Annotated in this window: 17 protein-coding genes; 7 read left to right on the top strand and 10 right to left on the bottom strand. The window is 25.6% G+C overall.

Annotated features, from left to right (window positions below; all coding sequences use genetic code 11):
* The first annotated feature begins 32 nt into the window (after positions 1 to 32).
* Positions 33 to 419 carry a CBS domain-containing protein gene (locus MarbSA_RS04720; RefSeq protein WP_042702199.1) on the top strand — a complete coding sequence of 129 codons (387 nt, stop codon included), beginning with the start codon at positions 33 to 35 and terminating at the stop codon, positions 417 to 419.
* A gap of 171 nt (positions 420 to 590) precedes the next feature.
* On the opposite strand, the gene MarbSA_RS04715 is transcribed toward MarbSA_RS04720, so the two are convergent.
* The 8 genes from MarbSA_RS04715 to MarbSA_RS04680 form a co-directional block, all read right to left on the bottom strand.
* On the bottom strand, positions 591 to 1,433 hold the full coding sequence (locus MarbSA_RS04715) for a methanogenesis marker 8 protein (protein ID WP_042702196.1): 843 nt from the start codon (positions 1,431 to 1,433) through the stop codon (positions 591 to 593).
* A gap of 111 nt (positions 1,434 to 1,544) precedes the next feature.
* A complete protein-coding gene (locus MarbSA_RS04710; protein WP_221061971.1) occupies positions 1,545 to 2,069 on the bottom strand; it encodes a phosphatase PAP2 family protein in 525 nt (174 codons plus the stop codon).
* 736 nt (positions 2,070 to 2,805) lie between these two features.
* Complete coding sequence (locus MarbSA_RS04705; RefSeq protein ID WP_221061970.1) at positions 2,806 to 5,010, bottom strand: CDC48 family AAA ATPase; 2,205 nt, start codon at positions 5,008 to 5,010, stop codon at positions 2,806 to 2,808.
* 1,021 nt (positions 5,011 to 6,031) lie between these two features.
* Complete coding sequence (locus MarbSA_RS04700) at positions 6,032 to 6,412, bottom strand: hypothetical protein (protein ID WP_221061969.1); 381 nt, start codon at positions 6,410 to 6,412, stop codon at positions 6,032 to 6,034.
* Between the two features lie 7 nt (positions 6,413 to 6,419).
* Positions 6,420 to 6,821: a hypothetical protein gene (locus MarbSA_RS04695; RefSeq protein ID WP_054835829.1), complete on the bottom strand. Its 402-nt coding sequence runs from the start codon at positions 6,819 to 6,821 to the stop codon at positions 6,420 to 6,422.
* Between the two features lie 24 nt (positions 6,822 to 6,845).
* Entirely contained in the window at positions 6,846 to 7,835 is a 990-nt protein-coding gene (locus MarbSA_RS04690; protein ID WP_221061968.1) for a cysteine peptidase family C39 domain-containing protein, read from the bottom strand.
* 261 nt (positions 7,836 to 8,096) lie between these two features.
* On the bottom strand, positions 8,097 to 9,416 hold the full coding sequence (locus MarbSA_RS04685; protein ID WP_221061967.1) for a prephenate dehydrogenase: 1,320 nt from the start codon (positions 9,414 to 9,416) through the stop codon (positions 8,097 to 8,099).
* 66 nt (positions 9,417 to 9,482) lie between these two features.
* On the bottom strand, positions 9,483 to 9,857 hold the full coding sequence (locus MarbSA_RS04680) for a hypothetical protein (protein ID WP_042702176.1): 375 nt from the start codon (positions 9,855 to 9,857) through the stop codon (positions 9,483 to 9,485).
* A 534-nt stretch (positions 9,858 to 10,391) separates the two neighbouring features.
* Here MarbSA_RS04680 and MarbSA_RS04675 point away from each other — a divergent pair.
* From MarbSA_RS04675 to MarbSA_RS04660, 4 genes are all read left to right on the top strand, one after another.
* Entirely contained in the window at positions 10,392 to 11,453 is a 1,062-nt protein-coding gene (locus MarbSA_RS04675) for an mRNA surveillance protein pelota (RefSeq protein ID WP_221061966.1), read from the top strand.
* A gap of 448 nt (positions 11,454 to 11,901) precedes the next feature.
* Positions 11,902 to 12,864, top strand: coding sequence for a hypothetical protein (locus MarbSA_RS04670; protein WP_042702171.1), 963 nt, complete (start codon positions 11,902 to 11,904; stop codon positions 12,862 to 12,864).
* A gap of 247 nt (positions 12,865 to 13,111) precedes the next feature.
* Positions 13,112 to 13,660: a nitroreductase family protein gene (locus tag MarbSA_RS04665; RefSeq protein ID WP_042702169.1), complete on the top strand. Its 549-nt coding sequence runs from the start codon at positions 13,112 to 13,114 to the stop codon at positions 13,658 to 13,660.
* A gap of 122 nt (positions 13,661 to 13,782) precedes the next feature.
* Positions 13,783 to 14,889, top strand: coding sequence for a glycosyltransferase (locus MarbSA_RS04660; RefSeq protein ID WP_221061965.1), 1,107 nt, complete (start codon positions 13,783 to 13,785; stop codon positions 14,887 to 14,889).
* Positions 14,890 to 15,044: 155 nt separating this feature from the next.
* Here MarbSA_RS04660 and MarbSA_RS04655 read toward each other — a convergent pair whose 3' ends face one another.
* Together MarbSA_RS04655 and MarbSA_RS04650 are read right to left on the bottom strand one after the other, a co-directional pair.
* Positions 15,045 to 15,644, bottom strand: coding sequence for an FmdE family protein (locus MarbSA_RS04655; protein ID WP_221061964.1), 600 nt, complete (start codon positions 15,642 to 15,644; stop codon positions 15,045 to 15,047).
* A gap of 65 nt (positions 15,645 to 15,709) precedes the next feature.
* Complete coding sequence (locus tag MarbSA_RS04650) at positions 15,710 to 17,143, bottom strand: FAD-dependent oxidoreductase (protein ID WP_221061963.1); 1,434 nt, start codon at positions 17,141 to 17,143, stop codon at positions 15,710 to 15,712.
* 561 nt (positions 17,144 to 17,704) lie between these two features.
* Here MarbSA_RS04650 and MarbSA_RS04645 point away from each other — a divergent pair.
* Positions 17,705 to 17,968, top strand: coding sequence for a HypC/HybG/HupF family hydrogenase formation chaperone (locus tag MarbSA_RS04645; RefSeq protein ID WP_042702158.1), 264 nt, complete (start codon positions 17,705 to 17,707; stop codon positions 17,966 to 17,968).
* 367 nt (positions 17,969 to 18,335) lie between these two features.
* Positions 18,336 to 20,147 (top strand): thiamine pyrophosphate-dependent enzyme, encoded by a 1,812-nt coding sequence (locus tag MarbSA_RS04640; protein WP_221061962.1) that lies wholly within the window; start codon positions 18,336 to 18,338, stop codon positions 20,145 to 20,147.
* The last annotated feature ends 95 nt before the right edge of the window (positions 20,148 to 20,242 follow it).

Genomic DNA, 20,242 nt, shown 5'->3' with positions numbered 1-20,242 from the left:
TTTTAATATATTAGTAAAAACAAAATATTACTATGATTGAAGATTTATGTGCTAAAGATATAATGTTGAAAGATGTTATAGTTTCATCACCCACTGATTTGGTAGCAGCTGCTAAGCTTAAAATGGTAAGGGCAAACATTGGGGGCGTCCCTGTTGTTGACGGTGATGAACTTGTAGGTCTTATAACTCATAGGGATGTTTTACTTGCAGGTAGTGAAGCTATGGGACTTAAAGTTAGAGATTTAATGAGTAAAGAATTATCTACAGTAACAAAATCAGTCAATATAAAAGAAATAAGTAGAATAATGGCAGATACTGGATACCAAAGGATTCCTGTTGTTGAAGATAAAAAACTCCTTGGTTTAATTACTCAAAGCTGTATAATAAGAGCAGTTGCAGATAATATTGATAAAAAATAGTTTATTATGATTAAAAATATAATTAAACATTAATATATTAAATTAATTATTATAATATTAATCTAATCAATATTTATATAATATAGAATCTTTACACGATATTTAAATAAGTTTTAATGAGATTTAACAAATTTTACTAGTTTTAATAAGATTTAAATTAGAAATCATATTTTAAATTAATGGTTCTGGTGTTTTAGGATCTTTTTTAGGCTTCATTCCTCCTATACGTTCTAATCTTAGTTCTAAAAAATATTTTCCTTTGTTTGTTGCAGCATAGATTGGTATTGACTCTCCTACTTTTTTCTTAGATTTTTCATCACCAATATCTCTAATATCTTTTGAAGCACATGAAGTTATAACATCACAGTATTCAAATAGCTTTTCACAACCCTCTCGTTTAATACCAGTAGTATGAACACTAAATATGTATATATTTATTTTTTCATTATTTTCATTATATTTCTTTTCTAATTTTCTTATATTTTCTGCATCATCAGGGTTAGCAATTGTAACTGCAATATTTTTATGTCCTTTAGATTTTGCTAATTCAATACCTTTAATTTGATCTATTAAAGCATTCTTTGGATCAAGAACATTTTTTTCTCCAATTTTATCAACTATTTTCGGCATGGGACTAGTTTTAAACAGACCAGATACTCGTCCTCCAATTCCTTGAGCCATTTCTCCAGTTTCAACAATCACAGTTCCACATCCTTCACAAACCATAATTGCACAATCGATAACATTTTGATTTAGCAGGGTTGAAATAGTTTCAGAAATTCCAAAAGATAAAAAATCTTTCATTTTAACTTCTCTATTATCTGAACACATTCCAAAATCGGCTATCCTAAATTCTATATTTTTTTTGATGGATTCTTTATCTAATTTTTCAATTCCTCTGTGTTTATGAAATAAAGGACAATATTCTATTTTAGGATCCTCCACATCAATAACTTTTCCATCTTTAATAGTAATTTTAGCTCTTCCCATAGCTTCTATAATATGTTCATCCATTTTAACACCTAGTGCTAGTAATTATAATTTAATACTAAATATACTTGTTTTTCTATTTATTAATTCTTTACTATAATTTTTATTAGTATATTTATATTATCAAATTTTTTATCACATTTTCTTATATTCTTTTTTTTCTTTTAGAAAGTTTATATCATTAAAATATTTATTTACTATAAAAGTAGCTAATAAACCTCCGAATATTCCGATTAATCCTCCAATAAGAATATCGAATGGATAATGAACACCAATATACACTCTTGAAAAACAAGTTAATAATGCTATTGGATAAAGAATCCAAGCTAGTTTAAACTGTTTTCCTCTTATTTTTAATGTCCAGTTAAGACCAAATGCAGTAGCTAATGCGAATATATTTCCTGAATGTCCTGAAGGAAAAGAATAGGGGTCATTTTCCATAATTAATAGGTTTACATATTTTAATACTATAAAAGGTCTAGGTTCTTCTACTGATACTTTTAATGTAAATATTATTGTAGCTGTAATTATAAAGGCAATTAATCCGATTATAGCTAACCTTCTTAATTTTATATTTTTTTTTAAAATACCAACTATTAATAGTATTGTACTTATTGTGAAAACGACTGCAGTACTACCTATATCTGTTATAATTGGCATTAAAAAATTAAAAAAGTTATTTTTTAGTGTATGATTTATAAAATAGAATAATGATATATTTATTTCTATTAAACGTTCATATATACTCGTAATTATTCAATCAACCCATTTTCTTTTATTATAATCATCTTTATGTAAATTTTCAATATTTTTATCTAATAATCCTTCTATCTAATAATAATTTTATTTAATATTATTTTTATCATAAATAATATTAATTGTAATTATTAATTGTAATTATTAATAATATAATACCATTATCAAAATATAATTATTAATAATCTAGATACCATTATTAATAAAATTTTTTTATCTTTTTTTTATCGTGTATCTATTCTTTTTTATAATTATGTTATTTTGTATATTATTACTATTTTTATTAAGAGTTATTCTATATTTATTATTATGAATTATATAAAAAGTATTACTAATAGAAAATAAAAAAGTGAGGGTAATCATTAAGATTCCCTCACTTTAATGGGTTTTTAAACCACAGATTGATTTAAAGGGTGTTTTTAAAATTTTGAAAATCAAAAACTTTCATAATATGAAATTATGATTTTCCAATCTTGTAGTATTTTTTGTCTGTTTTCATCAGGAGAGATGAATTCTCTAATTTTTTCTGATTTCAATTTAATGATAGTTTTTTTATATATGAGGTAATATAAGGAGGTTAGTGGCTAATTAATCTATCAATTAATCAGAACTATTCATTAATCTAATCAACAGACTTTACTTAGAGATATTGCACCATGTCTCCATCATCTGAAGTTGGTTTAACTTTTTCCATAGCTTTATTAAAGTATTTCATACTTACTTCTTTAGCTTCAATATTATCTCTTAAGGTTAACATTGCAGCTTCACGACAAACAGCTTCAATATCTGCTCCAACATAATCTTCAGTTTCTTTAGCTAACTTTTTAATATTAACATCTTTTGCAAGTGGCATATCAGCACTGTGAACTTTAAATATTGCGAGGCGTCCTTCTTCATTAGGATTTTCTACTTTGATGTGTCTATCGAATCTTCCAGGTCTCATTAATCCTGGATCAATAATGTCTGGTCTGTTTGTTGCTGCAATAATTGCTACATCTTGCAATTCTTCCATACCATCGATTTCAGTAAGTAACTGGTTAACCACCCTTTGAGTTACACCAGAATCTCCGCTGGAATCTCCTCTTGTACTTGCAATAGAATCAATTTCATCAAAGAATACAACTGTAGGTGCAGTTTGCCTTGCTTTTCTAAATACTTCTCTTACACCTTTTTCAGATTCTCCTACCCATTTAGATAAAAGTTCTGGACCTTTAACTGCTATAAAGTTAGCTTCACTTTCATTAGCTACTGCCTTAGCTAAGAGTGTTTTACCTGTACCTGGAGAACCAAATAACAATGTTCCTTTAGGAGGTTTGACTCCAAATTTTTCAAAGTTTTCAGGATATTTTAATGGCCATTCAACAGCTTCTTGTAATTCTTGTTTAGCATTTTCAAGTCCTCCTATGTCATCCCATCCAATATCTGGGATTTGAACTAGAACTTCTCGAAGTGCTGAAGGTTGAATCTCTTTAAGAGCTTCTTTAAAGTCATCTTTTTTAACAATTATTTTTTTCAAGGTTTCTTTAGGTATCTCTTCATCACCTTTTATTTCAGGCAGGATTCTTCTTACAACTCTCATCGCTGCTTCTTTACATAAAGATTCTAAATCCGCTCCTACAAATCCATGTGTAGTATCAGCTATTTCATCTAAGTCAACACCTTCATCTAAAGGCATTCCTCGTGTATGTATTTCCATTACTTCTTTTCTTTCCTCACTGTCTGGAACACCTATTTCAATTTCTCTGTCAAACCTTCCAGGTCTTCTAAGTGCTGGATCTAAAGAATCTGGTCTGTTTGTAGCTCCTATAACTACAACTTGCCCTCTTGATTTGAGTCCATCCATCAAAGTAAGTAATTGTGCAACGGTTCTTCTTTCTACTTCTCCTTGAGTTTCTTCTCTTTTTGGAGCTATTGCATCTAATTCATCTATAAATATGATAGATGGAGAATTTTCTTCAGCTTCTTCAAAGAATTCTCTAAGATTTTCTTCAGAACCTCCTACATATTTACTCATTATTTCTGGACCATTAATAAGAATAAAATGAGCATCACTTTCACTAGCTACTGCCTTAGCTAAGAGTGTTTTACCAGTTCCTGGAGGGCCATGCATTAAAACTCCCTTTGGTGGGGAAATCCCTAATCTTTCAAATAGTTCTGGTCTTTTAAGAGGAATTTCAATCATTTCTCTTACTTTTTTAACTTCTTCCTTTAGACCACCGATGTCTTCATAACTAACATCTATAACATTTTTCATTCCTTCAACTTTTGAAACATCAACTGGCTCAGTTTGGACTTCTAAAGTTGTGTTTGGACCAACTTTTACAATTCCTGCAGGGCTTGTAGAAACAACTGCTAACTTTATCTCACCGAGTGGAGAAACATCCATCATTTCTCTAAACATATCATCAATTAAACTTCCACCCATTCCAGGTTGAGGGGTACGTTGTTGACGAACTCCGGTAACAATAATATCTCCTTGTGTCATTACTTGATTTGCAAAAGCAGATCTAACATCTCCTCTAATACTTATTTGATGTTCTACTGGTGCAAGAACAATCTTTTTAGCTTCTTTAACCTCAGCTTTTCTAACGATTATTTCTCCTCCAATAGATGCTCCTGCATTTTTTCTTAATATTCCATCAATTCTAATGACACCTAACCCAATATCACTTTGTGATGAAACAGCTTTTGCAGCTGTGATTTTATTTGCTTCAATTTCAATTATATCTCCATCAAGAAGATCTAATTTTTCCATACATGCTGGATCGATTCTCGCGATCCCTCTTCCAACATCGCTTTGAGCTATTGCTTCAGCGACTTTAAGATTTATTTCTTGTCTTTCCATTTTTAAAAACTCCCTTTTTTGTTTAAATACTTATAAAAAATAAAAAAATATAATGTTTCAAAGTTTTTGTAAAATATCTTTTTAATCATACTTTTAAAGCATATTTTTTTAAAGTATTTTTTTTAAATTTTTAATATATTTTGTTAAAGTGTATTCTTGTAACAATAATATATAATTTAAATATTTTATTAATCAATCAAAGCTTGTTATACTTTCTTTTTTGATTTATATTTGTTATAAAATTAATAATAATAAAAATAATAATTTTTAAGCTTGATTAATGCAAAATGGTTTGTTATTTTAAGATTAATATTCATATTACATTAAAAATCTTTTAGTAAGTTTTTGTTACTATAATATAACTTGTTGTTCATACTATATAAAGGTTTCGGTATATAGAAATAATCAAAGTTTAATATTTAGATATTAAAGCTTTGTTTTAAAAATAATCTTTAATTATTAGTTGAAAATTTTAAAAAACTTTTAAAAAAAGTGTATAGTTGTATATTTTATATCTAGGATAATTTTTATTTGATATATTCATCCAAAATAATTGTTTCATTTTAAATAACTTTATTTTGTAATTAAATAATAAATAACCACTTTTCCTACTTTTTTCTGAATTATTATATTTACTAATTTCTCAGGGTCATTTGAATCATTTAATCTACATATTCATTTTTTTCTTTAAAAGTCATTTTACTGAAATTTGTAAGATTTTCAATATTTTCACAAGAGAAATTCATACTTTGTATCAATAGTTATGTATCTGTGATTCAGATTCATAACTGAAATCTTTTCAATCTACTTGTAGACCTATATTCAAACTATCCACTATAATGAATATTCATTAAATAATCAATATTATAATAATTATTATGATGATTCCTATAATTGATATGAGTTCATTTTTTCATATAATAAAACATATTAGAATGTAAAATTTTATTATTTTATATATCAAAAAAAAGAAAAATTCTTAGTATATAAATTAGAGTATATTATATAATTATTTATATAATCATTCTGTATATATGACTACTTTTCCAGTGCTATTTTGGATAATTATTTCTATTGATTTTTCAGGGTTATATGAATCGTTTGTGGCATACCATATTTGAAATCCATCGCTTGGATCAAATTCAATAATATCCCCATATCCTTTAGATGAAGCTAACTTTTCAATATAACTAATTTTTTCATCTGGAGTCATAGTTTTAAAATTTGAAATTATATCAACTTTTTCTCCATTTTCAAAATGTTCTTTAAAAGAAATAGACTTTGTCATCTCTGATGATCCTGAGCCACTTCCAGTTTGTAATGTGAGATTATTGGATATAATGACAAATAATAATAAAAAAATTATTATAATAACTAATAATATTAATCTTTTATTTTTCATATTTATCTTAATTTGGTATTGGTACATTATAGATAACTACATTTCCTGTCTTATTTTGAATTATAACAAGAATTGCTTTTTCTGGAACATATGAATCATTAGAGGCATACCATACTTCATATCCATTATCTATATAATGATAAAAATTTCCATATCCTTTAGATGATGCTAATTTAGTAACGTATCCATTTTTTTCATTAAATGTCATTTCATTGAAATTTTTGAGGTTTTCAATTTTTTCTCCATCATTAAACTGTTTTTCAATGTTAGAAGTTATAGTATTTGATGTTCCACTTCCATTTCCACTTGCAAAACCAGAATTATTATTATTATTTAATAGATGAATAGTACCGATTGATATGATAATTATTAATATAATAATTAATATTATTTTTTTATTTATTTTCATTTTAAAACCCTCTTTTAATATAACTTATATTATATCCTTGATAAAAATATTCCAATTATATTTGTATGCATATGCATAAGGGGTTAATACATTTAGTGTTAAAGTAGGTTTACCAACTAAAACTAATATAGGTTCAATAGCAGATGAAACTAGTTTCTTTTTCTTTACTTTTGTATTGTAGAAGGTAACTGTTGTATCGATATATCCTCCTACAAAAGTTTTTGGAGATAGTTTTTTAAACTTAAATATCATCATTGCATTCCACTTTCCAGAATTTTTAAATGAATATGTGAATTGAAATCCTAAAATGCCTATGGGGAATAAATAAACTAATTCCCCACCATTAAATTTTAAAAGTTTATTTTTTAATACTTTTTTATTTTCTATAAACTGTTTATTATATTTATTTTTTGTTATAACTAAGCTTATTCCTGTATAATATGATTTAAAGTTTTTTAGAGATAAATATGTTTTTCCTCTTGATGAATCGATTATATAAATTTTCCCATTTTTTATTCCTCTTATAACTACATAATGTCCACTTCCATTATTTTTAAGAAGTGCTATATTGTTCTTTTTTAATTTATTGTAGGGTATGTATAGCCCTTCACAGTAAAAATTATTTTTTTTAATAGCTCTAATTAGATTATATGCATTTGTTCCACTTTTGTTTGTTTTTGCAATATTTGATAATTTTTTAACAGAAATATTTTTCCCTTTATTTTTTAATACATTTGCAACAGCTACTGATCCACAATCATAATTATTATCTGTTGTTATAACATTAGTATTATCAATCAGATGATATTTTCCATTGTTATCGATTGTAATAATTCCATGATAAGTTTTTTCACTACTTAAATTGCCACTATCTCCTTTAATAATAAAGTTATTATTTACTTGTTTAATATCACTAGCATAATTTGTTCCAATCATACTAATACTTAAAAAAGCCATAATTCCTAACAATAACATAAAGAACATTCGCTTTTTATTTTCTTTTTGAAAACTCATTTCTCTTTCACCACTTTAAAAATTAATTTATTTCTAAAAAGTATTTATAAAAAGTATTTATAAAAATAATACATTATATTATAATATTAATATTTTATAATTTAATATAATAATTGTTATATATAAATATTTCTATTTAAAAATAGTTTTAAAATAGATAAATATAATAAAAAAGGCTAATGAAGTATTGATTGAGAAATTAAAAATTATTAATATCTTTTGATATAATACTAAGAAAAATATCATAGTAAATAATTATTTTTACCTTATAATTCCACCGAAACCTTCCAATACATTTTTAACAGATTTAAAAGTAGATTTATCAAATGCAACAATCTCAAATGTAAAACTAATATTTCCTTCAGATATTTGATGCCCAGTATAAATATCCGTAACTTTTATACTAATTATGTCATCTACACAATTCTTTATGGTGTTTTTTATAACCTCTGCATTGGAATTTTTTGGAAATATACAGCTAATAGAGTTTGTTTTAGTAGTTTGGGTTTTAATTTTCCAATCTAGAAAATCATACTTATCTAAGATTTTAATATTAGCTATTTTAAGTTTTTTCTGATTTTTTCCAGTATCTAATATTATAAAATCAGGATTAACTTGATTTAGAACACCTATATGGACTTCTTCAGAATATATATGTTGCAGAGCTATCTCTTTACCAATTGAATTTTTAAGAATAGTTAGCTCATGATTTTGAGAATCAATAGCTTTATCACTTCTTCCAAGTGCAGATTGTATGTCATCTAAGTTTTTTGTAGCTTCGATTGCTATTTTTACAAAGTTATCTTTATCATGATTAGTAAGGACTTTTTTCAGCTCTAATACTGAATCAGCAAAGGTTTGCCTTACTTTTTCCCCATTTTGATTTTCTAATTGTATTGAATAAGTAAGAAATGGATTTTGTGAAACTATTCTTGATATCATATCAACCATAAGATTGTAAATAGGACTTGCAAACTTTCTTGTATCTTTTATATTAATTCCAAGTTTTTTAATTGCTGAAGCTGTTGAAATATATGAAAAATGAGTTAAAACTTGAACAACAGCCATCATATTATCGTGTTCTTCTGGGCTTGCTTCAATTATCCTAACTTTTCTATCCTTTAAAAACTTTAAAACTTTCGGATACCATTTTTCTTCTTTTTGTTTTTGAGATATAGGTGTTAAAACAACTACTTGTCCCTCTAAATTAGTTGTTCTCGGTCCAAAAACAGGATGTGTTGGTATGAATTCAACATCATTATTTAAAAGATTTTTCATTAAATTACTAGGTTCAACTTTAACAGAAGTCACATCAACAACTAAAGACCCAGGAGTAACTGATTTAGCTATTTCTTTAATCACTTTGCTCGTTGTTGATATTGGTACCGATATTATAATAATATCTGATGAAGATGCTACTTTTTTATTATCATTTGAGTATTCAACTTTTAGATCTTCACTAACTTGATTTCCAGTAACAGTATCTCGTCCTGTGATTGTTATATCAAACCCTTCTTTGCTTAATATACTTGCAAGGGTCTTTCCAAGACCTCTTGTTCCTCCAATAATTCCAATTTTCATTTTATCTAATATTCATAATTTTATTTAATATTAATAAATATTCATATTTTATTAACAAATAGATTTTCAGTATTCTTGATATTTTTCAATGTTTATTCTTTTATATGCTTTTTCTGCTATAAATCCTCCTAGGAATCCTAATATTCCTGCGAGGATACATGTTACTAAAAATCCTATTATAAAGTTTGGAAAATCAAATCCAATATTTTCAGCTATATAAGATGGGATATTTGGAACTAAGATTAATCCTCCAAAAAAATTCAATATTGCAAATATTAATGCAGCTATAACTCCTATAATATAACTTTTGCTTTCTTTTTTAACCATATATGTTGATATAAATCCTATAAAAGCTATTACGAATATATTGTCGAATAGTAATGTTAATATTCCTCCAAGAATTAAACTAATAATTATTGAGCTTGTTTCTCCAAATTCCATATATAATAGCTCCTTTATAAAGTATTATTTCTATATAAATTATTTTCTTATAATTTATTTTTATATAATTTATGAATTCATTGTAAGGTTAATATCTCTTTAAAATTTATTGATTATTAAACTATTGTTTTTATGTTATTTTAATTTTTATTAATTATTTTACTATACTTAAATCTTAATATAATAATATTATATATTATTTAAATAAGTAATGTTAATTTAAATAAGTAATATTATTAGTAATATTACAAATAATAACATTGGTAATAATAAAACTAATGATATTATAAATTAAAAATACTATAATTAAAATTTAAAGATTTTTATTAAAAATACTAAGATTATTAGCTAAAGACTGTTAGCATTACATATTTTTATTAATATTTAGACATATAATATAATTATTATAAATTATTAAATATTTTAATATTTATCAAGTATTTTAATATTATTTATTAGGTATTTTAACTATTATTTAGTTATTTTAAATATTTATTAAATATTTTAATATTATTGAATTATTAAGGGGCTAAAATGAGAATAACATACCAAGATACAAAAAAAGGAGTTATTGACTTAGTTCCAGAAACTCTTGATGATCTTTGGCATATTTCACATATAATAGAAGTTGGAGATATTGTTTCTTCTAAAACAACTCGTAGAATACAAGATACTACTGGAGATAAATTGAGAAGTGATAGAGGAATCAAAAAAACATTTTTCATTGGAATTGAGGTAGAATCAGTTAGTTTTCACTTATTCACTGGCAAATTAAGAACTACTGGTTCTATAGTTATGGGGCCAGAGGATTTTGTTCCTCTTGGTTCTCATCATACTATAGAAGTTAAACTAAATCATCCAATTAAGATAAAAAAAGATCATTGGTCTAAATATATTTTGAATAGGATAAAACAATCTATTGAAGCATCTAAAAAACTTTCAGCAATAATAATTTCTATTGAAGATGACACAGCTGATTTTGGTTTAGTTCGTCAATTTGGAATTGAATATTATGGTCCTATTATAGGAAACATTTCTGGAAAGAGAGTCATTGATAAGAATAGGGGTAAAAATCTTGATGATTTTTATAAAAGAATATGTGACTCTTTATTAAAATTTGATAATATTCAAAATATAATTATTTCAGGTCCTGGTTTTACAAAAAATAGTTTTTATGATTTTTTAGAAAATAAATATCCTGATTTAGCTAAAATTTCGATTGTTGAGAATACTGGTTCAGGTGGAAGAGTAGGAATCCATGAAATCTTGAAAAAAGGTTTGGTTGAAAAATTAAATTCTGAAAATAGAGTTGCTAAAGAAATTGCTGCTATAAACAGTTTATTGGAGGAAATAGCTAAATCTAGAGGTAATGTTGCTTATGGTAAGCGAGAAACTATTGATGCTGTTAATGCTGGAGCTGTTAAAGATTTGTTAGTTCTAGATAAATTTGTTAGGATTGAAGAGTTAGAAAGAGTAATGGAATTAGTTGAAAATATGGGAGGTAATGTTATGGTAGTAAGTAGTGAACATGACGGTGGAAAACAGCTAGAATCACTAGGTGGAATTGCTGCATTATTAAGATACCCTATAAAATGACCTTATTTTTAATTCTTTTTGCTATATTTATTATTCTATCTCATATTATTTTTATTCTTATTTTTTATTCTTATTCTTGAATCATTTTTCTATTATTAGTTTTATTATTAGTTTTATTCTTATTTTTTATTATTTTCCTATTTTTTCATTCTTAGACTTATTATTAATTTTTAATATATTATTAATATTAGTCTTAATATTTGATTTATTAAATTTAATAAATTCAATATATTAATTATTAATTAAAAAAAGTTATATATTAGTAAAATCTTATTTAAATCTGGATTATAAGTTATAACTATTATACTTATTTCGATGGTATATCTATTTGGATTGATAAGCCTATAAATCTATAATTTATTGAGAAATTAATAAAAAGTTGGATAATATTATTTTTTTCTTATAAAATTAGGCTTTTTCATGTATAAAAATTATAAGGATTAATAAAATGAATTATCAATATATTTTAATACCATTTTTACTGTCTTTAATCTTAACTTTTGTTTTAACAATTGTTTTTAGATTTGTAGGTAAGAGAGGTTATTTGGGAAATCTTTATGTGAATAATGTTCGCGGAGGAACTCCTCGTGCTTTAGGAATAGTACCATTTATAATACTTAGCTTTTATTTTCCTTCTGGATTCAATAATTTAATTCTTATAATAGGTATATTCGCTTTTCTAGATGATTTAATCGGAAGAAGGAAAATAGGAAATTTTAACATAGAATGGGGACAATTATCTCGAGGCATTGGGATGTTGGCTGTTATGATTGTTGGTTTTCCTCTTGTAGGATTTTCATCTATTTTAATCGCATTGATGGTTCAACCAATTAATATTTCAGATATGCAACCAGGTTCTACTTCTATTGTTGTAATTATAATGAGCATATTTACAATTTTAGCCATGGTGCTATTAGATATTGGTTCAATAGTTTCAATACCAGGATATTATGCTTTTTATGCTCCATTACTATTACTTGTTGTATGTATTGGTTACTCACCATTAGATTTCGCTGGAAAAATAATGTTAGGAGAAGTTGGAAATCATTCTTTTGCTGTAGCTCTTGGAATATGTTTTTATATGTTAGGAGGCTTTATATGGACTCTTATATTATTTATTGCTACTACAATCTTAATTGCATTAATCAGGAAAAATAATCTAAAGAAATTCTTTGCAAGAAAGTTGAATATTAAAAATCCAACTTTTGGAGATTATTTTATGGATGTTTTAACTGGAGGAGGATTGGGAGATTCTTTAAGAAGGTTAATTTTAGGTAAAAAACAATATAACATCAAAAATCCTTTTTTCATAATGCTAGGATTTAGAAGACTTTTTTACAATCCATCTGCCCATAAAACTCTTGATAGCTATAATAAATACTATTCTCCTAGTGATTTAGAAAGAAAATAACCTTAAAAACATATTTTTAATATTTTTATCAATATTCTATATTGTATCAATAAATTTATTAGTTTTTATTTATAAACATCATATATAAAAATGATTTTAAAATAAAATGATTTTAAAAGGTTCTATACAATATATTTCCATATATAGTAAAAAATCATATAAAAATTAAGAAAAATTATTTTATAATAACCTATCGTTAGCTATTAACTAAATATTTATATTTATTATTCATATGAAGGTGAATTTCATGAAGGATGTTTTTGATGTAATTAATGGTCGTAGAAGTGTAAGATCTTATAAAAAAGAGCAATTAAAAGATGAAGAAATTGAAAAAATAATTAATGCAGGACTTATGGCTCCTACTGCAAGAGGTGAAGAACCTTGGCATTTTACAGTTATTCAAGATCAGAAACTCCTTAAAGAGATGAATGATATTGGGATTAAGAATATGGCTTCGTCTGGTGACAAGTTTTTAGAATCAATAGCTAATAGCGGAAAAAATATACTTCATAATGCTCCCACAGTTATCATAATCTCAGGAAACGAATCTGCTAGTGATATTAAGGCAGATTGTAGTGCAGCTATTGAAAATATTCTTCTTGCAGCTGAAGGATTAGATATTGGATCTTGCTGGATAGGTTTAATTAAAGCATATTTCCAAGACCCAGAAAGTTCAACTAAACTTAAAATTCCTAATGGATATGTTCCATTGTATGGTGTTACTTTAGGATATAAAAATGCAGAAAAACAAGGAAATCCAAATAGAAATGAAAATGTTGTAAATTGGATTAGATAATAAATACTTCTTATTTAATAAAAAGAAAATTAATTGGAATATACTGCCTAATTAAATTTATGTTAGTTTAATGATTTAATAGTTTAATTTTTTAGTTTTTAATATTTTGAGTGAATGATACTATGAAAGCTTTATTGGTTATAACTGGTAGAGGAATGGGAGGGGATGCAGTTAATGCATTAAATATCGCTCGTTCTTTAGAAAAAAAAGGTATTCAATGTGAACTTGCACTTGATAAAAATGCTCCAGGTTTACTTTTTAAAAATAATGGTTATACTTGGCATAAAGTTAGTGTTCCACAGGCTGGAGGTCATGCTGCTACAAAGATGGCTACAACTAAGGCGGGTTTTAGAACAATAAAAGCAGCTTTTGAAACAAGAAATTTAATAAAAAAACTTAAAGTCGATGTAGTGGTAGGTATTATTGGTGGAGGAGCTGTTGTGGGATGTATAGCAGCTAAATTAGCTAATATTCCTGCAGTTGGTATTATTGATACTCCAACTGATACGAAAGTTTGTACAAAATTAAATACTTGTATAGTTCTTCCTGAAGCCCAATTATTTAGGTCAAATAATATTCCTGAAAATGTATTTAAATCATTTTTTCCATTAACCCCTGGTTTAACAAAGGGAGATAAGGATAAAGCATTAGATGAAATAAAAAAATCTATAAGAAAATCTATTGAAGGAAAAAATCTGAAATTAGAAGATCTTTTTGATGAAAATAAGCCTAGTATACTATTTTCTTCTGGATCTTCTTTATTTGAAATGATGGCTAAAGCAGTAGCTAATGCAAGTAATTTAGAATTATCTGATTTATCTGAAAGATATAATTTATTATTAGTTGGAATTCCTTTAAAAGAAGATTATTTAGATTTAATCAACAATAAAAAGGTTATTAATTTAGGTTATATTAATTGGATAAGAGATCTTTATGAGTTAATTGATTTGGCTGTTTTAACAGATGATGGTGTCATGATTCAAGAAGCTATGGCTTGTGAACTTCCTGCAATAGCTTTAACAAGGGTTAAATATGGAAGATACCATAATATGGCAGGGATTTTCCCTGGAGCTGTAATTGAAGCTGATGTTGATAATTTAAATAATAAAATCGAAGAAGCCTTGCTTGATTTAGATGAAATTAAGTCTAAATCAAAAAAATATAGTAAGGAAGTACTTTCATCTGGTGAAAAAATAGCCGAAATAGTTATTAATGAAGCTAATAAATAATAATAAATGAATTAAAAAAGAACTAACAAAAAAAAAATAATAAAAGAACTGATAATGAATAAAATAAATTGAATAAGAGTGATTATAAATAATTTTTATAAATAAACTTTTAAATAATCCTTTAAAATAATTTTTTAATAATTTCTTAATTTTTCCTATCTTTTTAAATTTTTATAACAAGGGATACATAAATTTTTTTTATCATAATCTTTTATTCTATGTCTACTAGTCATCTCTCCACATTCATCACAGGCTAATGTTTCATAAATATTAGCTTTTTCAGGAATATCTATCTCAACTTCCTCTATAGAAAATATATCTTCATCAGGCATATTTATTATATAATCACATATTTCAGATGTCAATTTTTGGAGTAAATTCTTTTCTTCATTTGTTATATTTTGATTTCTTTCCTTTTCTTTTAATTCTGTAAATTTGGGATTTAGTTTCATTGGATTAAATGATTTTTTCATTGATAATCTAATAGATTTATTTGTTTTTCTATCAATTATAGTGTAAACTCCTTTACCATAATCTTTAAATATTAAATTTCCCTTACCAAAGGTACAACTTAAAACTACTTGAATTGAGTCTACAGCACAACTATCATTTTCGACAATAGCTAATATTTCTTCATCTTTGGATAAACCAATATTCAACTTTTCAGCAGCTATTTTTGCAGCTTTATATCCAATAGCTGACCCCGGACATATATGTCCATGAAAATCTGTAACATCTTCAAATTTTTTTATCATTATAACATCTCTTTTATTCTAAAATCTTTTATAATTTATATAATATTCCATAATTTGAAAAATATTTACATATATTTCATGATTTGGAAAAATACATCAGTCGAAGGATGTATTTCAATAAATTCATCAAAATTTTCTATGTTTTCATTTATTCTCATTAAATAGGATAAATATGCTATATCATTTACAGATGAGGGAGAAATTGCAGTAATTGATTCTAATAATTCTTTTGAATTAAAAGAAGCTTTTGTCATTCCAGTTTCGTTTGTTAAAACTTTCCAAAATGCTCTAGGGCCCGCTGAACCTGGAACTGAAACCTCATTGAGTTTTTCATTGTTATTAACATTAACATTATCCGTACTATTATTAATATCATTTTTATCGTTATTAATATTGTTAGTATTATTATAATTAATATTATCAATATTATCAGTATTATTTTTTGTGTTGATTGCACTGTTTTTATGTTCTATGTTTTTTACAAAACTAACATCCATTTCTAAACGTATAGATTGGGGAATACATTTATATTCTATTTTGTTAAAATAACCAGCCATATTTCTGGCTGCTAAAATTCCCTGCATTCTAGCTACTGGTGTTAAATTAAGTCCTCCGATAACATCCCCTGCTGCATAAATATTTTTTACATTGGTTTGCATCATTTCATTAACTTTTATCGCTCCTTTTTTGTCAAATTGATTTGGTTCTAGAATATTTTCCAATATTTTTGAATTTGGGGATCTTCCAGTAGCTGAAAATGTCAAACCTTCCATTTCTATTACTTTTTCATCTTTATTTTTTACAATAGTTTTATTTTTTTGAATTTCTAGAGGTTCTGTTTTTTCATGAATTTTAACATTTTTAAGTAATTTTTTAACTATATATTCTTTTATTTCTGGATCTAATTCTTTTAAAAATTCAGATCGAGCTATTACATTAACTTCACTTCCCAATGAAGAATAAATATTTGAAATTTCAGCAGCTATTATGCTTCCACCTATAATATTTAATTTTTCAGGAACTTTTTTGAGTTTAAGTATATCCTTATTATTAATACTATATTCAACCCCTTTAATATTAGGAGTATGAGGATTTGCACCAGTTGCAATTAGTAAATTTTTATAATTAAAACTCTCTCCATTTACTTTAACTTCATTATCATTAATTTTAGCTTCTCCATATATGATTTTGTTATTGTTTGAAGTGTTTTCAGCATGATCAATTTTATGGATTATCTCTTGAGTTTTCTTAATTTTTTTTACAATTTCTTCATATGAGAACTCAATATCTCCTTTCATTAAATTTAAACTTTTATAATGGGATGCATCGTTTAAAAATCTAGCTATATCTGTTAATGCACAAACAACCATGCATCCTTCATTTAAACATGTTCCTCCTAATTTTTCCTTTTCAATAAGAATAACTTCTTCACCTAATCTTCCTAATTCTAATCCTGCTAGTCTTCCTGCAGGTCCCGCTCCGATTATAATATTTTTCATTATATTCAGCTCTTATATTGTTTTTTGGTTTATTATTTTTAGTTTATTACTTTATTTTATTATTTTATTTTATTATTTTAGTTTTTTATTTTAGTTTATTATTCTAATTTTTTTTATTTTAAATTATTTTAAATTATTTTTAACTTTATTTTGTTTTTATACCTTTGATTTAAATATTATATATTTTATATCCTATATTTTTTATAAAGAATTATATAAAGTAATTTATATGCTATTTATGAGTTTTTGTAACTAATTTTTTTATAAATAAATATAATTTTAATAATATAAGTCTTTTTTATATAATTATTTTTTTATATTTTATTAATAATAATTTATTTATAGTAAATTACATAATTTTATATAACTTGAAATTCAAATTTTTATTAAAATATTTATAATTCTTATTTCTAATACTATACTTGTAATATGTTACTAAGTATTATTTACTAAGACTAAGTATTATCTACTAAGTATTTTTTATTAAGTTACTTTAATTTATGAATATTTATTTTTAAGTTTTTGCATGTTATTATTTAATCATTAAAAGAGAGGGATACTATGTGTATTGCAGCACCAGCACAAATTGTTGAGATTAATCAAGAAGAAAAAATAGGATTTGTTGATTTTGGTGGAGTTAAACAACAAGTAAAGTTGGATCTTGTTGATGAAATTGAAGAAGGAAAATATGTTCTTGTTCATGCAGGTTATGCTATTGAAGTTTTGGATGATCAAGCAGCTAAAGAATCTTTAGAAGCGTGGGATGAACTTTTAGAAATTCTTGATGAAGAAGATAAGGAACTTCAAGCCTTAACAGATAAATAGAATATCTTATCTTCTTTTTTATTTTTATATATTTTATTTTTCATTATTTTATTTTAGTTCATTATTTTAATTTTTTATTTTAAATTATTTTGCTTTATTTTTAACTTTATTTTGTTTTTAGATTTTTGATTTAAATATTATATATTTTATATCCTATATTTTTTATCTTATTTTTATTATTTTCACTATTTTTATAATTTTTTTACATTATTTTCATTATTTTTATAATAATTTTTATTATTTTTACAGTATTTTATATTTCTTATTTAATAATTGTATTTTAAAAGAATTTAAATAAAATAAAATACATATTATTATAAAGTTATAGGTTAATAGATGGGAAAATACTTTTTAAAGAAGGGATAAGATGTTTAAGTATCGATGTAAAGTATGTAACTATTTTTTCGATGAATTAAAAGAAAATATAGCATTTGAAAAACTTCCTCAATCTTGGAAATGTCCTGTTTGCAATGCTAGTAAAGATATGTTTATTGAAATAAAAGAAAAGGATATTAAAAACAAGAACGTGGATTTTGATAAAAATAATAAAATTGTTGAAAATGATATGACTGATGAAGATTCATTTAAAACGGCTCCAGATTTGATGATTGAACAGATGGCAGCATGGGGAATTAAATACGTTTTTGGAATTCCTGGAACTTCTTCTCTTGGTGTTGTTGAGTCAGTTCGTAAAAATAAAGATATTGAATATTTTCAAGTTCGTCATGAACAGACTGCTGCTATGATGGCTTCAGCTTATGGAAAATTAACTGGTAACATTGCAGCTTGTCTTACAATCGCTGGCCCTGGTGCAACTAACTTAGCTACTGGACTTTATGATGCAACTCTTGATAAGTCTCCTGTACTTGTAATTACTGGGCATGTTCAAAGAAAACTTATTGGTACAAAGGCATTTCAGGAAATCAATCAGCATGAATTTTTTGAAACCTTTGCTGTTTTTAATAAGACTATAAATCATTCTGATGAGGTCACTCGTTTAACTACTCTAGCTATTCGTCATGCATTAATAGAAAAAGGAGTTTCTCATCTTTCAATTTCTGTTGATATTCAAAAAGAAAAGTGTGATGATGATATTATTCCTATTGAAGGTAAAATAGCTACTATATCAGCCACTGCCACCGAAAATATAATTGATCAGGCAGTTAGTATGATAAATAATTCAAAACGTCCAGTTATTGTTGCAGGTGCTGGTGCTCTTGAAAATAAGGAAGACATTAAAGAACTTTCTCAAAAGATATCTGCACCAATTGTAACTTCATTTAGAGGTAAAGGAATTGTTGATGATGATTATTTTCTTCATGTTGGAGGCCATGGGGGAATTGGATCTTTAACAGCTGGAAAACTTACTGATAGCTCTGATTTACTTATAATAATTGGCTGTTCATGTTCAAATAATACAAATCTTCCAAATAGACCAGCCATACAAATTGATATTGATCCTCTTGTAATTGGTAAAAAACATCCTATTGATTTAAATATTATGGGTAATAGTGGGGAAGTTGTCCCAAAAATATTAAAAAAAGTTAAAAAATCAAATAAAGAAGAATATTTAGATGAAATTGCTAAATTAAAGAAACAATGGAATGAAATATTGGAAAATGAAGAAGATCCTACTAAAGTTCCTCTTAAATTCCCATTTATATTGAAAGAGTTGTCTAATTATGTTGCTGATGATGCTATAATAGCTATTGATGTTGGAGAGAATGGTTGGAGAGTTGGAAGAAACTTTCCAATGAAAAATACTCAAAAAATTGTCATGTCTGGGTATTTAGCTACCATGGGATTCGGACTCCCTGCAGCCCTTGTTAGTCAGATAATTAACCCTGGAAAAGAGGTTATATGTATATCTGGAGATGGTGGTTTTGCAATGGTTATGGGTGATTTTTTAACAGCTGTTAAATATAAATTACCTATAAAAGTATTTATTTTTAATAATCATGAGCTTGGAATGATAATGGCTGAGCAAGAAAATGAAGATTATCCTAATTGGAATACTAATTTACATAATTGTGATTTTGCAGAATTTGCAGAGAGCTGTGGAGGTATTGGTCTTAAAGCAAACACTTCTCAAGAACTTAAAATGGCTATAGAAACTGCATTTGCTGTTGATGAACCGGTCATTGTTGATATTGAAACAGATCCTAATACTTATGATTGATTTAAAATATATTTTTCAAAATATAGTATTTTTTAATTCTAATTATAACTAACTCAAAAAATTAAAAATTAGTCAAAAATTTATTCAAAAACTTT

The organism is Methanobrevibacter arboriphilus (genome assembly GCF_019669925.1).
Taxonomy (GTDB): domain Archaea; phylum Methanobacteriota; class Methanobacteria; order Methanobacteriales; family Methanobacteriaceae; genus Methanobinarius; species Methanobinarius arboriphilus_A.
This window is presented reverse-complemented; position numbering and strand designations above follow the sequence as displayed.